Consider the following 18,034-nt stretch of genomic DNA (forward strand, 5'->3'; position numbering starts at 1 on the left):
TCAGATCGGCGTTTTGATTTTGAGCTGTGAACAGCGAACTAGTCAGCCGCTGCCACGCGCTTCTTCTCGTTGGCAATCAGCCAGAGATTGCGGACATAAACGATAAGGCCCAGAGCCTGGCCCGCGATGAAGACCGGGTCCTTGCGCTGGATCGCATAAATCAGCAGCAACGCGCCGCCAAACAGCGAAAAGAACCAGAATGCTACCGGCATAACACTTTTCTTGGCCTTCTCAGATGCCAGCCACTGCACGACGAAGCGCATGGTGAAACAGGCCTGTGCAATAAAGCCAAGAATGATCCAGCCGTCCCATTGTGCGACGAACACATCGTGCAGCCATTGAGCGAGGCTGTTGAAAATATCAGTCATGGGTAATCTCCGTCACGCGCGGCACAACCTTGCGACGCTTGCGCAGCCACCATACGCCATAAAGGTCGAGAATGCCGCGCAGGCCACGGTCGAGAATGCCGTAGTTGGATTTGCCATGGCGGCGTTCGCGGTCGGTGACATCGATGTGGACGACATCAAAGCCTTCACGCAGGGCCAGCGCTGGCAGATAACGATGCCAGCCGTCAAAAAATGGCAACTGGCGGAAAAGTTCAGTGTGCAGTGCTTTGAGGCCGCAACCGGAATCGCGCGTCTTGTCCTTCAGGATCGCGCCGCGCAGATTGTTGGCAAAGCGTGAGGAAAGCTGCTTGAGTTTGGTGTCGGTGCGCTTGAGACGCTGACCGGCGGCGATACCAAAAGCCGGGCCTGCATTGATCAAAGCGTCTGCAAGTGCTGGCAGATAGGCTGGATTATTCTGTCCGTCGCCGTCCATCGTCACAACAATCTGACCACGAGCTGCGAAAACACCGGAGCGCAATGCAGCGCTCTGTCCGGATGAACGGTCGTGGCGGATATGGCGCAGCGGCTTGCCTGCATGGATGCGACCAGCCAGCACATCGCTGGTGGAATCTGTCGAGCCATCGTCAACGACAATCACTTCATACGCGCGACCCAGCATGGCGCTATCGACTTCGTCGAGCAGAAAAGCGAGATTGTCGGCCTCATTGCGGCAGGGGATGACCACAGAAATCGTTGGTGTTGCCAAGCGGAGCTTCCTTCATTCCTTGCGCATTTGCCGTAAAATCGTGTGCTTAATATCTCAGTACAGGTGCCCTGTAGCGCGCAAGGCGGGCTCCATAACATTGATTGCCGGGCAAACCAAGTGTTTCAAGAAATCGTGAGTTGGACCGGATAGTTGTTTGTCAGCCGCTTTTACTCCGACATATGTCCAGACGGAAGTACCTCTGCAAGCCAATCCAGAAAATTCTGCGTCACTTCATCCCGGTTGATGTCATTGAGGCTTTCGTGGCGCGTGCCGGGGTAAATCGTGCAAGTGACCTTGCTGAAGCCCATGCCCTGCATTCTGTCCGCAAGTTTACGCGTCGCTTTGGCCTTGTCTGTTGCAGGATCCTGAGTGCCTCCAACCAGATTGAAAGGCAAATCTTTGCGGATACCCGCAAAATTGCTGTCGGTTGCGCCGGCTTTCATCATACGGAACACGTCGATCCAGAGTGCAACACTCGCGTCGAAGCCGCAGAGCGGATCATTCACATAGGCTTCAACCTCTGCCGGATCGCGCGAGAGCCAGTCGAAAGGCGTTTTATGGCCGGGAATGGATGCTCCCCATGCGCGGAAGGTGAGCTTCGGCAGAATAGAGCTTGGAACGTCGGAGCCCTTGAACATCCGCTCCGCCTTCAGAAGTGCCATGGCAGCACTGTTTTCGATGCCGCCATTGAAATTGGCATTCCAGACTGCAGCTGCATCGATGGTATCTGAATGTGCAAGCGCATAGTTCAGTGCGATAAGTCCACCCATCGAGTGGCCGAATAAAACCACAGGTACGCCGGGATGGGCCACATGAATATGGCGGTTTAGTGCGAGAATATCGTCGATGGCCACTCTATGGCCGTCTTTTTGTGCAAACATTCCTCTTGGTGCATGAGAACCTATGTTTGCACCATGACCACGGTGATCATGTGCATAGACGTGGTAGCCCGCGTGATTAAGCGCCTTTGCGAAGCGCGCATAACGAGCCGAATGTTCGGCAAGCCCATGGCAGATATGCACGATAGCCTTTGGGGCGTCTTGCACAGCGGACAACGACTGACGGTATGGCAGTTCGGTTCCGTCTGAGAGGGGCAAGCGATTGATGGTTTCAAATAACATGGGATCATCTGAATTTATGCTGCGCAAATAGTCAAATTGTCTTTTGGTAGCGTCTTTAAAAAAGGCATCCCAAGGTTGAATGAACTAATTTTAGGCATTTGTATTTTTTGAGCAAATTCCGCTTGAAAACCGCGAAATCTTAGGCAAATCTATCTTTATCAGGGGATATGGACGGAGTTTTGAAGAGAATTCAGGGGTGTCGAATTCCAGTCGTTAAGGCATAACTAGCAGGCTATTCGGTGAAAGGGAGGATACTTTCTCGAATAGTGGCCAGAGGGGAAACCGGGTGACGGAAATATCCGCGCCCGGTTTCATTTTATCAAGGCATATTTCCATTTGGACTTTGCGCGATGATATTTGCTTCCGCGCTCTATTTCGCCTACATAGCCTTCAGAATTTTATCTGCGGTTCGACCGAATAGTCGTACACGCTCTCTAACTCGTGGAGACGACGCGCTTTATGGCACGCCAATTCATCTATCATATGTCCGGGCTGAATAAGGCCTACGGCGCTAAGAAGGTTATCGAAAACCTTCACCTGTCATTCTATCCAGATGCGAAGATCGGTATTCTTGGTCCAAACGGCGCCGGTAAGTCGACGATCCTCAAGATCATGGCCGGTATGGACAAGGATTATACCGGCGAGGCCTGGCTCGCTGAAGGTGCGACTTGTGGCTATCTTGCTCAGGAGCCGCATCTTGATCCTGAAAAGACCGTACTCGGCAATGTGATGGAAGGTGTGGCTGACAAGACAGCCATTCTCGACCGTTATAATGAGCTGATGATGAATTATTCTGATGAAACCGCAGACGAAGGTGCGGCTCTTCAGGACGTTATCGACAGCCAGAACCTCTGGGATCTGGACAGCCAGGTTGAAATGGCGATGGAAGCTCTGCGCTGCCCGCCTGCTGATGCTGATGTCACCAAGCTTTCAGGTGGTGAACGTCGTCGTGTGGCGCTTTGCAAGCTGCTTCTTTCGAAGCCTGATCTGCTGCTGCTCGACGAACCGACCAACCACCTTGACGCTGAAACCACCGCCTGGCTGGAAAAGCATCTGCGTGAATATGAAGGCGCTGTCCTGCTCATCACGCACGATCGCTACTTCCTTGACAATGTCACAGGCTGGATTCTCGAACTCGATCGCGGTCGCGGCATTCCTTATGAAGGCAACTACTCTGCCTATCTGGAAGCCAAGTCCAAGCGCATGATTCAGGAAGGTCGTGAAGACGATTCCCGTCAGAAGGCACTTGAGCGTGAACGCCAGTGGATTGCTGCGAGCCCGAAAGCGCGTCAGTCCAAGTCGAAGGCACGTATCAAGGCCTATGACCAGCTGGTCGAAGCTGCCAATAATCAGCGTCCGGGTGATGCCCAGATTCTGATCCCGGCTGGTGAGCGTCTTGGTCAGGTGGTTATTGAAGCAGAAGGTCTGACCAAATCGTTTGGCGACCGTATGCTGATTGAAAACCTTACCTTCAAGCTGCCTCCGGGCGGTATCGTTGGTGTTATCGGTCCAAACGGTGCCGGTAAGTCGACGCTCTTCAAGATGATTACGGGTCAGGAAAAGCCGGATTCCGGTTCGATCCGCATCGGCGATACGGTTCATCTTGGTTATGTCGATCAGAGCCGCGATCACCTCGACCCAAACAAGAATGTCTGGGAAGAAATTTCTGGCGGCAACGACATTATCAAGCTTGGCAAGTTTGAAATGAACTCCCGCGCTTATTGCGGTGCGTTCAACTTCAAGGGCGGCGATCAGCAGGCCAAGGTTGGCAATCTGTCCGGTGGTCAGCGTAACCGCGTGCACCTTGCCAAGATGCTTCAGGCAGGCGGCAACGTTCTGCTCCTCGACGAACCAACCAACGATCTTGATACGGAAACGCTGGCAGCGCTCGAAGATGCGCTTGAAAAGTATGCTGGCTGCGCTGTTATCATCTCCCACGATCGTATGTTCCTCGATCGTCTGGCAACGCACATCCTCGCTTTTGAAGGCGATAGCCATGTTGAATGGTTCGAAGGCAACTTCGAGGATTACGAAGCTGACAAGGTCCGCCGTCTTGGACCTGAAAGCGTCAATCCGAAGCGGGTAACCTACAAGCCGCTGACGCGCTAAGAAATCAAAGGCCGGTGCATCGCACCGGCCTTTTTGTTTGACCGCATGTGCTTAACTCTCACGAATTGTGAGGGTGTAATGAGGAGTGGAAAATGAAAGACTGGTCCGCAAAGCAATATCTGAAGTTTGAAGATGAACGTAGCCGCCCGGCAGCTGATCTTCTAGCGCAGATTATGATCGATAGTCCGCGCAAGGTGGTCGATATCGGTTGCGGTCCCGGAAACTCCACCGAGCTTCTCGCCAATCGTTGGCCGAATGCAAAAGTCTCGGGTTTCGACACGTCGCCGGATATGATCGAGAAAGCCAAACAGCGCTTGCCACAGGTTGATTTTTCTCTGGGTGATCTGACGAAGTTTGAGCCTGACGTTGAGACGGATGTGCTGTTTTCCAATGCGGTTTTTCAGTGGATTCCTGATCATAAAGAGCAGATGCAAAGGCTTTTGTCGCAGCTCCGGACTGGCGCTTATCTCGCGGTGCAAATGCCGGATAATATGGCAGAGCCAACCCACGTATTGATGCGTGAAGTTGCCAGGTCCGAACCCTTCGCCGCGAAGATTGGCAATAAGGGAAGGGGGCCTCTGCCGCCTGTCGCCGATTATTACAATGCGCTGATTGATCATGCTTCCCGTGTTGATATCTGGCATGTGGTTTACAATCATCAGCTGGCTGATGTGGACGCTATCATTGAGTGGGTGAAATCCACCGGTCTGCGTCCCTTCCTTGATCCATTGGATGATGATGAGCAGCGCGAATTTTTGAAAGCATACAAATCGCGTCTTCTGGAATTCTATCCAACGCTGAATGATGGTCGTGTGCTGCTGCGCTTCCCACGAATTTTCATCGTTGCCAGAAAATAACAAAACGCTTTAGCGAGTCTTCTCTCGTCTGTTGCGGAGACCGTCTTTCACAAAGATTTTACCGGGTCTGCAAATCGCTTATCCGGTAAAATATTTAAAGTTCAAATGCTTATGCTCCTGCTGAAGAGTTTCTAATCCAATAGTAGTGCATGATAATAGATTGCATACAAACGATATTGCTCCTATGATTTTGCGATATCGGAGGTAATTCCAAACAATTTTTGATGCCCGCTGGGATCGCTTGATTGGGAGTGGTGACATCTGTTTTTCAAAGATGTTGCGTCAAGGTTAGCTTCAGAGACTGTGCGGCTTTTGGTCGAACCATGCAGACTTGCAGACTGAAATCTGAGGCCCGACCGACCTGCCGAATATATTGATTTAGAGATCAACGATTACTGGTTTTGCTCTCTCCCAAGCAAGGCAAGTGATCATGCAGTCGTTTCCCCGTTTTCGGCTGCTATCGGGAGTTTCAGAATGAGCAATGCAGAAATGCACAGCGATGCCAATGGTGAGATCGAAGAGAAACACGACGCTCACGATACGCGCCGCCGGATTTATGCGATCGTTGCGAGCGCCTCCGGCAATCTGGTCGAATGGTACGACTTCTATGTCTATTCTTTCGGCGCACTTTACTTTGCATCACAGTTTTTCCCGGCTGAAGATCAGACCAGTCAGCTGCTGAACGCGGCGGCGATTTTCGCAGCCGGTTTTCTTATGCGCCCGATTGGCGGTTGGCTGTTTGGTCGGCTCGCGGACAAGCTCGGTCGCCGTACTTCTATGCTGATTTCGGTCAGCATGATGTGTCTTGGTTCTTTTGCTATTGCTATCCTTCCGACTTATGAGTCCATCGGCCTTTGGGCACCGCTTCTTCTTTTGCTGGTGCGACTGTTGCAGGGCCTGTCGGTTGGTGGAGAATATGGCACCACTGCCACTTACATGAGTGAAGTGGCTCTTGCCGGGCGTCGCGGTTTCTTCTCGTCGTTCCAGTATGTGACGCTCATTGGCGGTCAGCTTCTTGCTGTTCTGGTGCTGGTCATTCTGCAGTTCTTCCTGACTCCAGAACAGCTGCATGAATGGGGCTGGCGTATCCCGTTTGCTATTGGCGGTCTGGCTGCAATCGTCGCGCTTTATCTGCGCCGTACACTGCACGAGACTTCAACCGAAGAGTCACGTAACAGCAAGGCTGCGGGTAGTTTTGCGACGATCTGGAAGCATCACCGCAAGGCATTTCTGGTCGTTGTGGGCTTCACGGCTGGCGGTTCGCTGACCTTCTATACGTTCACGACCTATATGCAGAAATATCTGGTCAATACCGCCGGTATGAACAAGGAAACGGCCAGCGAGGTTATGACGGTCGCGCTGTTTGCATTCATGCTCATGCAGCCGCTGTTTGGCTATATCTCCGACAAGGTTGGTCGCAAACCGATGATGATCGCCTTTGGCGGCGTATCGGTGTTGACGACTATTCCTTTGCTCACAGTGCTTGGCTCTGTGCAAAGCCCGACAATGGCATTTGTCTATATCGCCATCGCTTCGGCAATTGTGAGCATGTACACGTCGATTGGCGGCATCGTGAAATCGGAACTGTTTCCGGCTGAAGTGCGTGCTTTGGGTGTAGGTTTTTCCTACGCCATTGCCAATGCAATCTTCGGCGGTACTGCCGAATATGTGGCGCTATGGTTCAAGAAGGCCGGCTTTGAAAGCGGGTTCTTCTGGTATGTAACCATCATGATGGTGATCGTGTTCATCGTCGGTCTGGTCATGCCTGATCCGCGCAAACACGGTTATTTGCAGGGTCATGGAACCCACTGATACCTGAACGTGTTAGACGCCGCCTTCGGGCGGCGTTTACATTTCTACCTTCTCATCATCATCAGCGGTGACGAGACGTGTGGCGCGCCATTCGGTTAGCTTTTTGTTGATGTCATCCAGCACAAAGAAACGCGCTGAATCCTTATCGTATCCGTCATCGCGCAGAGTGTCGTAGTCCGTATGCGCGTGGCGAACATGCGCGACCGTTGCAAGCCAGACGGCCACTGAGGGCGGGAGTGTCTTCATATGAGGCGCAAGTGCTGCGGTTCGGATTGGCTCCGAATCTGAATAAGGAATCGCGGGAAGCAAAAGCGTGAGCGATTTTGCAATTGCCTTCTGTCGTACAGTGCTTGCACCCATGGCGGTCTTCCTTTCCTGCCTGCAGCAAGATTCGATATAATCATAACCTAGCTACCATTCTGCTCAAACGGCTACCCGAACCGGGTGACAGTTTTGCTGTGTATGGGTTTGCGAAAACTGCTTGCGTCATTATCGTAATTCACATAAACATATCTTTATATGTTTTAGAGCGTGGAGGTTGCGGATTGCGTTTGCAGCTTGATCAGATGGTGGATGTTTTAAAAGCGGTGGCCGAGCCAAGCCGCTTACGCATCCTTGCGCTTCTTTCCAAGGGCGATTTGACGGTGTCTGACCTGACCACAATTCTTGGCCAGTCGCAGCCGCGCGTGTCGCGCCATCTCAAGCTGCTCGGTGAAGCTGATCTGATCGACCGTTATCAGGAAGGTGCCTGGGCCTATTTCCGGCTTTCCGATAACGCGCTTTGCGGCGAGGTTGCACGCAATCTTCTCGTCCGGCTCGATGCGACGGATGCGCTGATTGAGCGTGATCTGGAGCGGCTCTCACAGGTCAAATCCAATCGTCAGGAAAAGGCTGCGGCCTATTTCAGTGCGAATGCCGGAAGCTGGGATGAAATTCGCAAGCTTCATGTGTCTGAGAATGCCGTGGAAGCGGCGCTCAAGACCATTGTGGGTGATAAGCCATTTCAGGCGATGCTTGATGTCGGCACCGGCACTGGTCGATTGCTGGAACTGTTTTCACCGCTTTATTCTCGCGGCCTTGGCATTGATATCAATCGCGACATGCTTGCCGTGGCGCGTGCTAATCTTGACCTTGCAACGGTGAGCAATGCGCAAGTGCGACAGGGCGATGTTTATGCACTGCCCGTCGAACGTGAGAATTTCGATCTCGTAACCATCCATCAGGTTCTGCATTTTCTTGATGATCCGCAGGCTGCTATTCGCGAGGCAACGCGTGCGCTGCGCCCCGGCGGCAGGCTGCTGATTGTCGATTTTGCACCGCATAAGCTTGAGTTTCTGCGCGAAGAACACGCGCATTTGAGGCTTGGCTTCAGCGATGAACAGATGCTCGGCTGGTTGAAAGAAACAGGGCTTGAGCCCGACACAACGACTGAATTGGGGCCGAAGGTTGCCAATGGCGATGACGGATTGACGGTAAAGCTCTGGCTTGCCCGTGATCCGCGTGTGCTGATTGCTGATCCGGCTTCGCGCAATGAAAGCATGACGGAGACAGTTTGATGGGTTTCTATGGTCTTTCCCGCCGACCAGATATCGGCCAGACCACCCGGGTTTCGTTCGAATTCTTCCCGCCCAAGTCGGAAGAAATGGAACAGCGCCTGTGGGAGACGGTAACGCGGCTTGCGCCGCTAAAGCCGGAATTTGTCTCCGTGACCTATGGTGCGGGTGGTTCTACGCGTGAGCGCACGATTCGCACGGTTGCACGTATTCTGAAAGAAACAGATGTCCAGCCTGCTGCGCATCTCACCTGTGTTGATGCGACCAGTGAGGAAGTTGATCGCGTGGCGCAGGAGTTCGCAGCGCTTGGCGTCAATCGCTTCGTAGCGCTGCGTGGTGATCCGGCTGCCGGTATCGGCGAGAAATATGTTCCGACGCCGGGTGGCTATCAGAATGGCGCTGAGCTCGTCGGTGGTCTGCGCAAGCTTGCTGACTTCGACATTTCTGTTTCGGCCTATCCTGAAAAGCATCCGGAAAGCCCGGATTTTGCGACCGATATCGATATGCTCAAGCGCAAGGTCGATAATGGTGCAACGCGCGCCATCACGCAGTTCTTCTTCGATAATGATCTCTATGAGCGTTATGTCGAGCGTGTGCGCCGTGCGGGTATCTATATCCCGATCGTTCCAGGTGTTCTGCCGGTCCATAATTTCAAGCAGGTTCGCAATTTCTGCGCACGGTCAGCAACGCATATCCCGGCTTGGCTGGCAGAGCGCTTTGACGGGCTGGATAATGACCCGCAGACCCATCAGCTGGTTGCAGCAGCCATTGCTGCCGAACAGGTCATGGATCTGATCGAACGCGGCGTGCAGGACTTCCATTTCTACACGATGAACCGAGCTGACCTTCCATACGCAATCTGCCACATGATCGGTATTCGGCCTAAAACTGAAGCCCAGTTGGAAGTCGCCTGAAATGAAAAAAGCCCGGTCTGAAACCGGGCTTTTCTTTTAAGTGAAACGGATCGGTTCATCCTCAAAAACCGATGCCGTCTAATGGCTTAGGCTGTTCCCAATCAGGGAATAACGCCTGCTATCAACGCTGCAACAAATGCAAATGCTGCACAGATCATGAGGACATTCAAAGATCGCGTAAGTCCCATTGGTCTGTCTCCTTCTAAGCATCCGACAAAGTCGAATGCGCGCTGGTAGAGAACCTGAATCTAAGCGCAAAAGGCCTCAAACAAAAGAAGATTTCTTGCTGCAATATGCGGTGATCGTGGAAAAAACCTTCTGTTTACCACCTAAGTCGTTGAAATTTTTAACTGTAAAATTTTGTTCACATTTCATGAAAATGCCACGAAACCGCCAATTTTGAAGGTGGTTTTGACACAATTTTTGGGGTGTTTCAGCTGATAAACGCCAGAAAAACGGACAGAGTCACGACCGAAATCGTTGTCGAATAGAGAATTACATTCGAAGTAATTGCTGCCTCACGACGGTAATGTTCGGCCAGCATGAAGGGTCCGGTGCCAGCGGGCAGTGCTGCGAGCAAGGTCGCGCTTTGTGCCAGATGCGGCGGCAGCTTAAACACATAGACTGCAAGCAGCCATGTTGCGAGCGGCATGACAATGAGCTTGACCGAGACCAGAAAAGCGATGGCATTGACGCTTTCCCGCTCAATCTTTCGGGGCTGTGCAAGGAAAAGCCCAAGCGCAACCAGCGCGCAAGGAGAGGCAGCGCCGCCCAACATCTTCAGGAAGGTTTCGGCAGGTGCAGGAATGGTAAAGCCAGTTACAGGCACCAGCATTCCGAGGAAGGGTGCAACGAGCAGCGGATTGCGGATCAGCGAACGCGTAACCTTCCACACTAGATGCAGCGGCTTCTTCTCGGTCTGCAGGCCGATCTCGATCAGAACAATCGCAAAAGCGAAGGTCACACAAACGGTGATAATGATGGTGATCGTGGTTGCAGCGAGTACGCCTGAACCAAATGCAATCATCGAAAGCGGAATGCCCATATAGCCCGTATTGGGATAGGCTGCATTAAGGCCATCGATGGCGCTGTCTGCGAGCGGTTGCTTGCCGCGCAGGCGGATAATGAAGGGCAGGGCAAAGGCGATGGCGCTGCTGAGCAGAAACACGGCGATGAAGCCCGGTTGCCAAAGTTCGCTGCCATGGGTGTTGGCCATGATGTCGAACAGCAGGGCCGGCAGTGCGAGATAGACGACAAAGCGATTGAGTTCCGCAATTGCATGTGGGCCCAATATTTTCAGCTTGAACGCAAGCCAGCCTGAGAAAATCAGGGCGAATACGGGCAGGACGACGATCAGAGTCGAGAGCATGGCGGGATCACTTGCAACGATAGAGCGGTTCCCGCTTTTGCTGGAAATACTCTAGAACTAAAAAGGCGCGGGGTTATCCGCGCCTTGGATTTATTCAGAGTCAGAGCTTTTCAAGCAGCTCTGGAGTTGGCCAGGAATCAGCTGGCATTCCAAGACGCAGCTGCTCGGTGCGGACTGCATCGCGGGTCAATACGCCGAAGACACCATCAATCTTGCCCATATCATAGCCACGAGCCTGAAGCTTGTTCTGCAGTTCCTTCATCTGTTCCTGCGTCAAGCCCTGATCAGGGTTGCCGGGATTGAAGGCTGGAGCACCTGCAAGGCGGGTGGCAAAATAAGCAGCCGTGGTCGCGTAAACAATCGACTTGTTCCACTCCACGAAAACATCGAAGTTTGCATAAGACAGGAACGCTGGTCCCTTGCGGCCCAGTGGCAGTAGGAGCGATGCATCGCCATCATCAGGGCCGAGCGGTCCCTTGAGGCCCACGACGCCCTGTTCAGCCCACCATGAATGCGGCTTGCGATTGGTGCGGATGGATTCTTCCCACGGCAGGTCTTTGGTGATGCGTACTTCTTCGAGCCAAGGCTCGCCGCGTTTCCAGCCGAGTTCGGAAATCATGCGGCCTGCCGTCATCATCGCATCAGGCACGCTGTTCTTGAGATCGACCTTGCCGTCGCCGTCGCCGTCAACGCCGCGCTCAAGATAATCCTTCGGGAGAAGCTGCATCATGCCGATTTCGCCAGCCCATGCGCCTGTAGTTGCCGCATCGACAACACCGGTATCGAAAAGCTTGAGAAGGGCGATCAACTGAGGACGGAAGAGCTCTGGGCGGCGGCAGTCGTAGGAAAGCGTCACAAGCGCGTTCAGCGTATCGAAATCACCCTGAATGGCGCCGTAATCGGTTTCAAGACCCCAGAAGGCTGCAAGAACCGGACCCGGCACGCCATAAGTGTCTTCGACCTTCTTGAACACATCGGCATATTTGACGAGGTTGCTCTGGCCGTTCTTCAGGCGCGCTTCGGAAATCAAGCGCTTGGAGAATTCGGTGAAGGTCAGGTTGAAGACCGTCTGTTTGCGGTCGCGGTCGAGAACTTTTTGCTCGAGCATAGCCTTGTGTAGTTCGGCAATGCCCTTTTCACCCACGCCTGCTTCGCGTGCTTCCTTGGTCAGATTATCCATCCACTGACCGTAATCGATCTCGCATTCCGGCTTAGGCAGATTGGCCGCATTGGTTGTGGCATCCGGGCCCGGAGAGGCGAGCGCGGGAGAAATTGCAGTTGATGCCAGTAAAGCGGCAGCCATCACTGAAGCGATAAGTTTCATCGAGAGAACTCACAATTAAAAGGGAAAGAACTTCCCCATTTGTTTTCAAAAGCTATTGCCTCATCACGTCATGGAAATGAAGCGAAACTTAGCGTGAGTTCTCATTTGATGCCGAGTTAACGGACCTTGTTGCTTTCCAGCCACTTTTTCCATGCACTGGCACTGCCGGCAAACACATTGATATCTGCGTCACCCTTGATGCCCGGAATGGTTCCCGTACCCGTATATTGCCAGAAGGTCCAAGGATGCGGCCCGTATTTCTCTGTCGGGTGACCAGCCGTGGATCGCAGCCAGAACGGATATTCCCGCATCTGGTTGAGGTCATTTTCATCGAAGAAGTCGACCGTTGTGTAGATGATCGGTCGTTTGCCATAGTGCTTTTCGACGGCATCAAGGAAAATCTTCATTTCCTTGCGTACCACAACCGCATTTGGCCTTAGCTTACAGCTCGGCGAACTTGCGTTCCATTCCATATCGAGAACAGGAGGCAGTGCGTTCGGATCGCGCGGAACATTCTGAATGTACCAGCGTGCCTGCTCGATGGCTGGGCGGCAGAAGTAATAGAAATGATAAGCGCTGCGCGGAATGCCAGCCTGCTTCGCGCCGTTCCAATGTTCGGTGAAACGGTCATCGAAACGGTCGCCACCTTCTGTTGCCTTGATGAAGGCAAACGAAATGCCGCTGCGGCGTACGGCACTCCAATCAACATCGACCTGATATTTTGAAACATCCGTACCATGGATTGGATAATGCCATGGTGTGCGGCCCGTCCATTCAAACGGTTTTCGATCACCGAACCGCGGTGCATTGACGGCTCCTGTCGGGCGCGCCATCTGCTGCATCGAATTGCCTGACTTTTTAACGTCGGCGAAGTCGTAGTCGACTGTGGTGCAGCCGGCCAGAAGTAACATGCCAAGGGCTAGAATGCTGCGGTTGGCCATACGGTTCATACAGTGGTCCCGGTGTCGCGAATCAATCTTAACAAGGGTTACGCGATCCCGATGCTGACGTCATCAGTCAGCGGGCAAAACTTTGCGGGAAATAGATTGTGTCGCACCAGTTGCGGCTTATTCGGCGCGGATGGTCGCGATCCATGCAAAGCCGCGATAGAGCACTTTGTGTTTTGATGTGGCGCCTTGTTCTAAGGCCATGTGGTCTGCGACAGTGAAGAGATCACTACGAGGCGTCACATGGAACCAGCGAAGCCAGGTGAAAAGTGCTTTCTTAAACCAGTAGGGCAGACCTTGCTGATCTCCAAAGTCGACTATGTGAAGTTCGCCGCCCGGTTTGAGGTGGCGAATGCTTTCCCGGATCACAGGTTGCCATTGCGGGATCATCGAAACGGCATAGGAAATGAAGATACGGTCGAAATTGCTCTGACCAAAAAGCGCTTCGGGGTTGAAATGCGTGGCGTCGGCGCGTTCGAGGCTGGTGCGTTCGGCAATCCCAGCCCGTTCAGCCGCGCTGTGGGCCGTTTCCAGCATCTCTGCTGAAATATCGATGCCAAACAGTTTTGCGTCCGGGTAGGTTTGGGCGGTCTTGACGAGATTGCGGCCTGTGCCGCAACCGATTTCGAGTACATGGCCATTGGACGGAACATTGAGGCCAGCGATCATTGCATCGCGGCCAAGGAGATAATATTTGCGCGTTGCATCGTAAAAATGCCGTTGCCGCTTATAAACCCGGTCCATCAGACTGGCATGATCGATGCCCTGAGCCCGTCCGCGACTGCCCAATGGATTAACGCCCATATCAAGCGTCCTTTAATGTGTAGAGGTGAAAGCCGCCATATATAGAAGAGCGGTCGCGATCATGTAGCGCGCGCGATTCATCTTCGCGGTAATCCCAATGGGCCAGGATTGACGGATCAACACGGCCCGGAAGCAGGCTTGGTTCTGCTGCCGTGCGGAAAATGACGCGGGCACCGGGCGCTGCTGTGCGTGTGATTTCGCTCCAGAGCGCGTTGAGCTGGCCGTCGTTCATCCAGTCCTGTGCGTCGAGCAGAATATAGCGATCCACGGATGAGGCTGGCTTCTGTGCAAGGAACTCGGTGTAGTTGGCGTTCTGAACCGTCATGCGGTCCACGCGGGAGCGCACGGTTTCAAAATTGGCACGGGAGAGATAGGGCGGCAGGGGGCCGGTTTCCTCATTGCCGCTATAGCCACGTCCGAAGGCCTGCCAGGCGAAATAATTTTCAGTCAGCGGAAAGGCGCAGGCGAGTTTTTCAAGGCGTGCACGAAGGACGAAAGCCATGTCGCCATTGCCGGCGGTTGCCAGCGCATCATATTGCTGCGGCGGAATGCCAAGGCCAAACAACGATGATTTACGAGCGGTGGCCCAGCGTACCATGCGTTTTTCAAACAAGGGTGCGAGTGCTGTATCGAAGAAAGTCCGCTGCTCTTCCATTGTGCGTGCCTTGAGAATGTCACGCGGGTCAATGCCATAAAGGCGGGCAACGCGGTGCCCCATGCCGATGAATACACCCAGAAGACCGTGACGATACAGATCACGCGAGAAGATCGAAATGCGCTGGCGGCCACTTAGTTTGCGTTTTTCCCAGTAGGCGCGGCTTTCTTGATCAAGATACGGGCGGATAAAGCGCTGGTAGGCGGCGAGATTGGCCTTGTCATCAGCCTTGCCATAGAAGCGATAAAAGGTGGCATAATCGGGCAGGTGCTTGAGTGCTGCAAGCTTCAGGCGATTGAACGCCACATGCGCACGGTTAAGATCGACGGCCTCGACGCGAGCCGGATCTGCGGTCAGATAGGAAAGCGCATTGCAGCCGCCAGACGCGATGGTCACGATACGATGGCCGGGCTGAATGGCGAGTGCCACCATGTCGACTTCCGGGTCCTCCCAGATTTGTGGATACACCAGCCCCTTAAACAACCAGGCAAAAAGACGCTCTGAAAAGCCCTGTCGTGAGAGCGCATGATTTTGTGTGACGGCGCGTTGAAGGATCGTTCCGTTGGCGTCTTGTCCTGTCATGCCATGCTCCCCGTTTATTAAGCGCATCCCGAATTCTGAATTGGTTCGGGCAAGATGCGCGAAGTTTTAAAGGCGAATCCGACCTTGTTTGCGCAAGTTAAACATCTGCCAGTGACAGGGGCGTGACGGCAGTTTTACGGGAAAATCATGGTTAAAACTTTGTTATTATGGCGTTTTGTTACGAGCAGTAAGACTATTTGAGAGAACCTTTCCGCATGCTCGCCGTTTTTTGTTGTGACGTTGGCATCGTCGTAAAGCATCGCCGGGGACTAAAGAGCGATGTGGCGACTGTCTTCGTAGGTGATTGATCGGATGAACCGATCAGACACGGAAAACCAAAGCAGCGTTGGCTAAATCCCCGCAGCGCTGATTTTTAGGGAAGGAGAGCCATTATGAAAAAGTTTCTGGTAAGTGCGGTAGCTGCCGTATCGTTCCTCGGACTTGCTGCCTGCAGCGACAATTCGAAAGATACGAATAGTGCGCCGTCCACCCCTGCGCCATCAGCGCCGGCAAATAACGATACGACAACGACTCCGTCGAGCCCAGCACCGGCACCATCGACACCGGGCACGGGTACACCTCCTGCAAATTAAATTGCAGTTGGTTTATGTGAACCGCGATCAGTTCGCGGCTGAATGGCGGTCTGTTTTGCAGGCCGCCATTTTCCCCGAAAGGAGCAAAGTTGATGGATAACTCTGCCGTAGTCGTCAATAAAGACAGTATGACTGCGTTTTCCATGTTCAAACGCAGGCTTTCTTCGGTTATGGCTTTTGTTATGAGCCGTCATTTTCTGTTTTTGATTTCCGCTGTTGTTCTGGTTGCCCTTGCTGCTTGCGGCAAAGGAGAGGACGAGCAGGCTGCTGCTCCAGCTCAGCCAGAGCAAAACACATCTGCTCCAGCCCCATCCAGTGATACACAGGCTGGACCAGATTTAATGAAGGCTTTGCAGGATAATGCTGGCGTTATAACTCCCGAACAAAAGGCTGCAGCGATTGAGCGTGCGCGCACCAATGCCGAAGCTGCAGCCAAGGCTGTGGGGCAGAGCGTTGAGCAGGCACAGGCCGCAGGCGAAGCGGCGGCGAGTGCTGCACAGCAGTCGTTTGAGGCTCGTCAGGCCGCGCAATAATCGTCTTCACAGGCAGCTATATTTTTCTAAATTATTGTTTTTTCGTCGATTGCAACGGGTTGTTGTTTCCAGCCTTTACGGAATTATATAGAAACGATTCATGTCGATCTGGGTCCGCATCGGTGAGTTCGTCACCTCTGTAACGCTGAACGCTATTTCCAGCGTTATCGAAGCCGTGCGCACGGTTTTTGAGGGCGATGCAGATACGCGCCGTCGCGTTGCATTCTCCATTGCCATGATCGCGCTGTCTGCAAAAATGGCAAAAGCGGATGGTGTGGTGACGCAGGATGAGTTTCGGGCGTTCCAGAGCATTTTTTCAGTGCCGCCAGAAGAGCACGCCCATGTGGTTCGTCTCTATAATCTCGCTCAGCAGGATGTGGCGGGCTATGAAAGCTACGCGCGTCAGTTGGCAGGTCTTTGCCGCGAAGGCGACGATAATTGTCATCTGCTTGAAGATATTCTCGACGGTCTTTTTCATATCGCGACCGCTGACGGCTATGTGCATGACAAGGAAATGGCGTTCCTTGCGAGCGTTGCTGAGATTTTCGGTTATGACGAGGAAGGCTTCGAGCGCATCGCGCTCCGCCATGTCAATCGCGGAGAGGGCGATCCTTATGCCATCCTCGGGCTTGTTCGCGGTGTGTCGTTTGAGGATGCGCGCAAGCGCTATCGCTCTTTGGTGAAAGAGCACCATCCTGACCGGCTTGTTGCGGAAGGTCTTCCGCTGGAATTTATAAAGATCGCAAATACACGCCTTGCTGCCATCAATGCAGCCTGGGCAAGCGTAGAAAAACAATTGGAAGCCGCATGAGCAGCGCAGACGTATCAGAAGCAGAACTTTTGGCGACACTTGTTTTGGGTAAGCCCGATTATCCAGCGGCCTCGATTGATGCGTCGCCGAATTTCGGCATTCGCAAGGACGGCAAGACACCGACCTATCTGATCCTGCATTATACCGGCCTCGCGACGGCTCAGGAGGCGGTTGATATTCTCAAGTCGCCTGAGATGGAAGTGTCGGCACATTATCTGGTTCATGAAGATGGCCGCGTAGTGCAGATGGTGTCTGAAAAGGCGCGCGCATGGCACGCAGGAAAGAGCTTCTGGAAGGGCGAGACCGATATCAATTCGGCATCAATCGGGATCGAAATCGTCAATCCGGGCAATCTTGAAAATTATCCGCCCTTTGCGGACCGTCAGATTGAAGCAGTTATCGAGCTTTGCCGCAGCATATGTAGCCGATATGAAATCCGTCCCGAAAACGTACTCGCGCATTCGGACATCGCACCAGAGCGTAAAACAGATCCGGGGCACAACTTCCCGTGGAAGAAGCTTCATGCCGCAGGGATTGGTCATCTGATCGAACCCACTGCTGTCCGGGGCGGACGCTTTCTCGCGCGTGGCGAGCAAGGGCAGCCGGTCGAAGCTTTGCAGTCCATGTTGGCGCTTTACGGATATAAAATCGAGATCAATGGTGTGTTCGATGAGGCCACCGAGACCGTAATTAAGGCGTTTCAGCGGCATTTTCGGACACAAAATGTGGACGGTGTAGCGGACGTATCTACTATAGATACCCTCTACAGGCTTATTTTTTCACTACAAAATGTTACCGCATGAGCATGGGATTTCATGCCCACGCGTTAGCGTTTCATGTTTCATATTTCTGTAGTAATTTCATTAAATTAGAACGATTACACCTTTTGGCGATGGTATTTTTCCACCATGGCGCGTATCACGAAATGTGACAGTCTTTATTACAACCTGTAAGACTA

17 protein-coding genes and 1 pseudogene are annotated in these 18,034 nt (G+C 53.0%); 9 read left to right on the forward strand and 9 right to left on the reverse strand.

Features of this window, described 5'->3' with window-relative positions; genetic code table 11:
* Nucleotides 1-38: 38 nt before the first annotated feature.
* From RT142_RS08325 to RT142_RS08335, 3 genes are all read right to left on the reverse strand, one after another.
* A complete protein-coding gene (locus tag RT142_RS08325; protein WP_007875866.1) occupies nt 39-368 on the reverse strand; it encodes a lipid-A-disaccharide synthase N-terminal domain-containing protein in 330 nt (109 codons plus the stop codon).
* Nucleotides 361-1,092, reverse strand: a complete 732-nt coding sequence (locus RT142_RS08330) for a glycosyltransferase family 2 protein (protein WP_007875863.1) — start codon at nt 1,090-1,092, stop codon at nt 361-363. The genes RT142_RS08325 and RT142_RS08330 overlap by 8 nt, the downstream gene beginning before the upstream one ends.
* 167 nt (nt 1,093-1,259) lie before the next feature.
* Entirely contained in the window at nt 1,260-2,213 is a 954-nt protein-coding gene (locus RT142_RS08335; protein WP_112805655.1) for an alpha/beta hydrolase, read from the reverse strand.
* Nucleotides 2,214-2,672: 459 nt separating this feature from the next.
* Between RT142_RS08335 and ettA the strand changes: the two genes are divergently transcribed.
* From ettA to RT142_RS08350, 3 genes are all read left to right on the forward strand, one after another.
* Nucleotides 2,673-4,322, forward strand: a complete 1,650-nt coding sequence (gene ettA / locus RT142_RS08340) for an energy-dependent translational throttle protein EttA (protein WP_007875859.1) — start codon at nt 2,673-2,675, stop codon at nt 4,320-4,322.
* A 92-nt stretch (nt 4,323-4,414) separates the two neighbouring features.
* Nucleotides 4,415-5,179, forward strand: a complete 765-nt coding sequence (gene tam / locus RT142_RS08345) for a trans-aconitate 2-methyltransferase (RefSeq protein ID WP_112805657.1) — start codon at nt 4,415-4,417, stop codon at nt 5,177-5,179.
* 474 nt (nt 5,180-5,653) lie between these two features.
* Nucleotides 5,654-6,991 carry an MFS family transporter gene (locus RT142_RS08350; RefSeq protein ID WP_112805659.1) on the forward strand — a complete coding sequence of 446 codons (1,338 nt, stop codon included), beginning with the start codon at nt 5,654-5,656 and terminating at the stop codon, nt 6,989-6,991.
* A gap of 36 nt (nt 6,992-7,027) precedes the next feature.
* Here the strand turns inward: RT142_RS08350 and RT142_RS08355 are convergent, their stop codons facing one another.
* The gene (locus tag RT142_RS08355) at nt 7,028-7,351 is read right to left on the reverse strand and encodes a DUF2293 domain-containing protein (RefSeq protein WP_313028292.1); all 324 of its coding nucleotides are present in this window, start codon (nt 7,349-7,351) and stop codon (nt 7,028-7,030) included.
* 206 nt (nt 7,352-7,557) lie between these two features.
* Here RT142_RS08355 and RT142_RS08360 point away from each other — a divergent pair, with 206 nt between their 5' ends.
* The gene (locus RT142_RS08360; protein WP_113485429.1) at nt 7,558-8,547 is read left to right on the forward strand and encodes an ArsR/SmtB family transcription factor; all 990 of its coding nucleotides are present in this window, start codon (nt 7,558-7,560) and stop codon (nt 8,545-8,547) included.
* Entirely contained in the window at nt 8,547-9,458 is a 912-nt protein-coding gene (gene metF / locus RT142_RS08365; RefSeq protein ID WP_007875844.1) for a methylenetetrahydrofolate reductase [NAD(P)H], read from the forward strand. The genes RT142_RS08360 and metF overlap by 1 nt, the downstream gene beginning before the upstream one ends.
* A gap of 433 nt (nt 9,459-9,891) precedes the next feature.
* Here metF and RT142_RS08370 read toward each other — a convergent pair whose 3' ends face one another.
* The 5 genes from RT142_RS08370 to RT142_RS08390 all read right to left on the reverse strand — a co-directional run bounded on the left by RT142_RS08370 (nt 9,892) and on the right by RT142_RS08390 (nt 15,139).
* Nucleotides 9,892-10,827 (reverse strand): AEC family transporter, encoded by a 936-nt coding sequence (locus tag RT142_RS08370; protein ID WP_194779856.1) that lies wholly within the window; start codon nt 10,825-10,827, stop codon nt 9,892-9,894.
* Nucleotides 10,828-10,927: 100 nt separating this feature from the next.
* The gene (locus RT142_RS08375; protein WP_313028294.1) at nt 10,928-12,151 is read right to left on the reverse strand and encodes a lytic murein transglycosylase; all 1,224 of its coding nucleotides are present in this window, start codon (nt 12,149-12,151) and stop codon (nt 10,928-10,930) included.
* Nucleotides 12,152-12,267: 116 nt separating this feature from the next.
* Complete coding sequence (locus RT142_RS08380; RefSeq protein WP_079212090.1) at nt 12,268-13,101, reverse strand: GH25 family lysozyme; 834 nt, start codon at nt 13,099-13,101, stop codon at nt 12,268-12,270.
* Between the two features lie 117 nt (nt 13,102-13,218).
* Complete coding sequence (locus RT142_RS08385) at nt 13,219-13,902, reverse strand: class I SAM-dependent methyltransferase (RefSeq protein ID WP_112805669.1); 684 nt, start codon at nt 13,900-13,902, stop codon at nt 13,219-13,221.
* A gap of 1 nt (nt 13,903) precedes the next feature.
* A complete protein-coding gene (locus tag RT142_RS08390) occupies nt 13,904-15,139 on the reverse strand; it encodes a DUF3419 family protein (protein ID WP_313028297.1) in 1,236 nt (411 codons plus the stop codon).
* Between the two features lie 392 nt (nt 15,140-15,531).
* Between RT142_RS08390 and RT142_RS08395 the strand changes: the two genes are divergently transcribed.
* From RT142_RS08395 to RT142_RS08410, 4 genes and pseudogenes are all read left to right on the forward strand, one after another.
* The gene (locus RT142_RS08395; RefSeq protein WP_112805673.1) at nt 15,532-15,732 is read left to right on the forward strand and encodes a hypothetical protein; all 201 of its coding nucleotides are present in this window, start codon (nt 15,532-15,534) and stop codon (nt 15,730-15,732) included.
* A gap of 132 nt (nt 15,733-15,864) precedes the next feature.
* Nucleotides 15,865-16,265 (forward strand): annotated as a pseudogene (locus RT142_RS08400) (hypothetical protein).
* Between the two features lie 100 nt (nt 16,266-16,365).
* Nucleotides 16,366-17,076: a J domain-containing protein gene (locus RT142_RS08405; RefSeq protein ID WP_007875826.1), complete on the forward strand. Its 711-nt coding sequence runs from the start codon at nt 16,366-16,368 to the stop codon at nt 17,074-17,076.
* On the forward strand, nt 17,073-17,879 hold the full coding sequence (locus RT142_RS08410) for an N-acetylmuramoyl-L-alanine amidase (protein WP_112805675.1): 807 nt from the start codon (nt 17,073-17,075) through the stop codon (nt 17,877-17,879). Before RT142_RS08405 ends, RT142_RS08410 begins: the two co-directional genes overlap by 4 nt.
* Nucleotides 17,880-18,034 lie beyond the last annotated feature (155 nt).

The sequence above is a fragment of the Brucella sp. genome (assembly GCF_032066345.1).
Classification (GTDB): domain Bacteria; phylum Pseudomonadota; class Alphaproteobacteria; order Rhizobiales; family Rhizobiaceae; genus Brucella; species Brucella pseudogrignonensis.

Coding starts and splice junctions, on each gene's coding strand:
- RT142_RS08325 (WP_007875866.1), bottom strand. CDS start 368: ATGACTGATATTTTCAACAGCCTCGCTCAATGGCTGCACGATGTGTTC.
- RT142_RS08335 (WP_112805655.1), bottom strand. CDS start 2,213: ATGTTATTTGAAACCATCAATCGCTTGCCCCTCTCAGACGGAACCGAA.
- ettA (WP_007875859.1), top strand. CDS start 2,673: ATGGCACGCCAATTCATCTATCATATGTCCGGGCTGAATAAGGCCTAC.
- tam (WP_112805657.1), top strand. CDS start 4,415: ATGAAAGACTGGTCCGCAAAGCAATATCTGAAGTTTGAAGATGAACGT.
- RT142_RS08350 (WP_112805659.1), top strand. CDS start 5,654: ATGAGCAATGCAGAAATGCACAGCGATGCCAATGGTGAGATCGAAGAG.
- RT142_RS08355 (WP_313028292.1), bottom strand. CDS start 7,351: ATGGGTGCAAGCACTGTACGACAGAAGGCAATTGCAAAATCGCTCACG.
- RT142_RS08360 (WP_113485429.1), top strand. CDS start 7,558: ATGGTGGATGTTTTAAAAGCGGTGGCCGAGCCAAGCCGCTTACGCATC.
- metF (WP_007875844.1), top strand. CDS start 8,547: ATGGGTTTCTATGGTCTTTCCCGCCGACCAGATATCGGCCAGACCACC.
- RT142_RS08370 (WP_194779856.1), bottom strand. CDS start 10,827: ATGCTCTCGACTCTGATCGTCGTCCTGCCCGTATTCGCCCTGATTTTC.
- RT142_RS08375 (WP_313028294.1), bottom strand. CDS start 12,151: ATGAAACTTATCGCTTCAGTGATGGCTGCCGCTTTACTGGCATCAACT.
- RT142_RS08380 (WP_079212090.1), bottom strand. CDS start 13,101: ATGAACCGTATGGCCAACCGCAGCATTCTAGCCCTTGGCATGTTACTT.
- RT142_RS08385 (WP_112805669.1), bottom strand. CDS start 13,902: ATGGGCGTTAATCCATTGGGCAGTCGCGGACGGGCTCAGGGCATCGAT.
- RT142_RS08390 (WP_313028297.1), bottom strand. CDS start 15,139: ATGACAGGACAAGACGCCAACGGAACGATCCTTCAACGCGCCGTCACA.
- RT142_RS08395 (WP_112805673.1), top strand. CDS start 15,532: ATGAAAAAGTTTCTGGTAAGTGCGGTAGCTGCCGTATCGTTCCTCGGA.
- RT142_RS08405 (WP_007875826.1), top strand. CDS start 16,366: ATGTCGATCTGGGTCCGCATCGGTGAGTTCGTCACCTCTGTAACGCTG.
- RT142_RS08410 (WP_112805675.1), top strand. CDS start 17,073: ATGAGCAGCGCAGACGTATCAGAAGCAGAACTTTTGGCGACACTTGTT.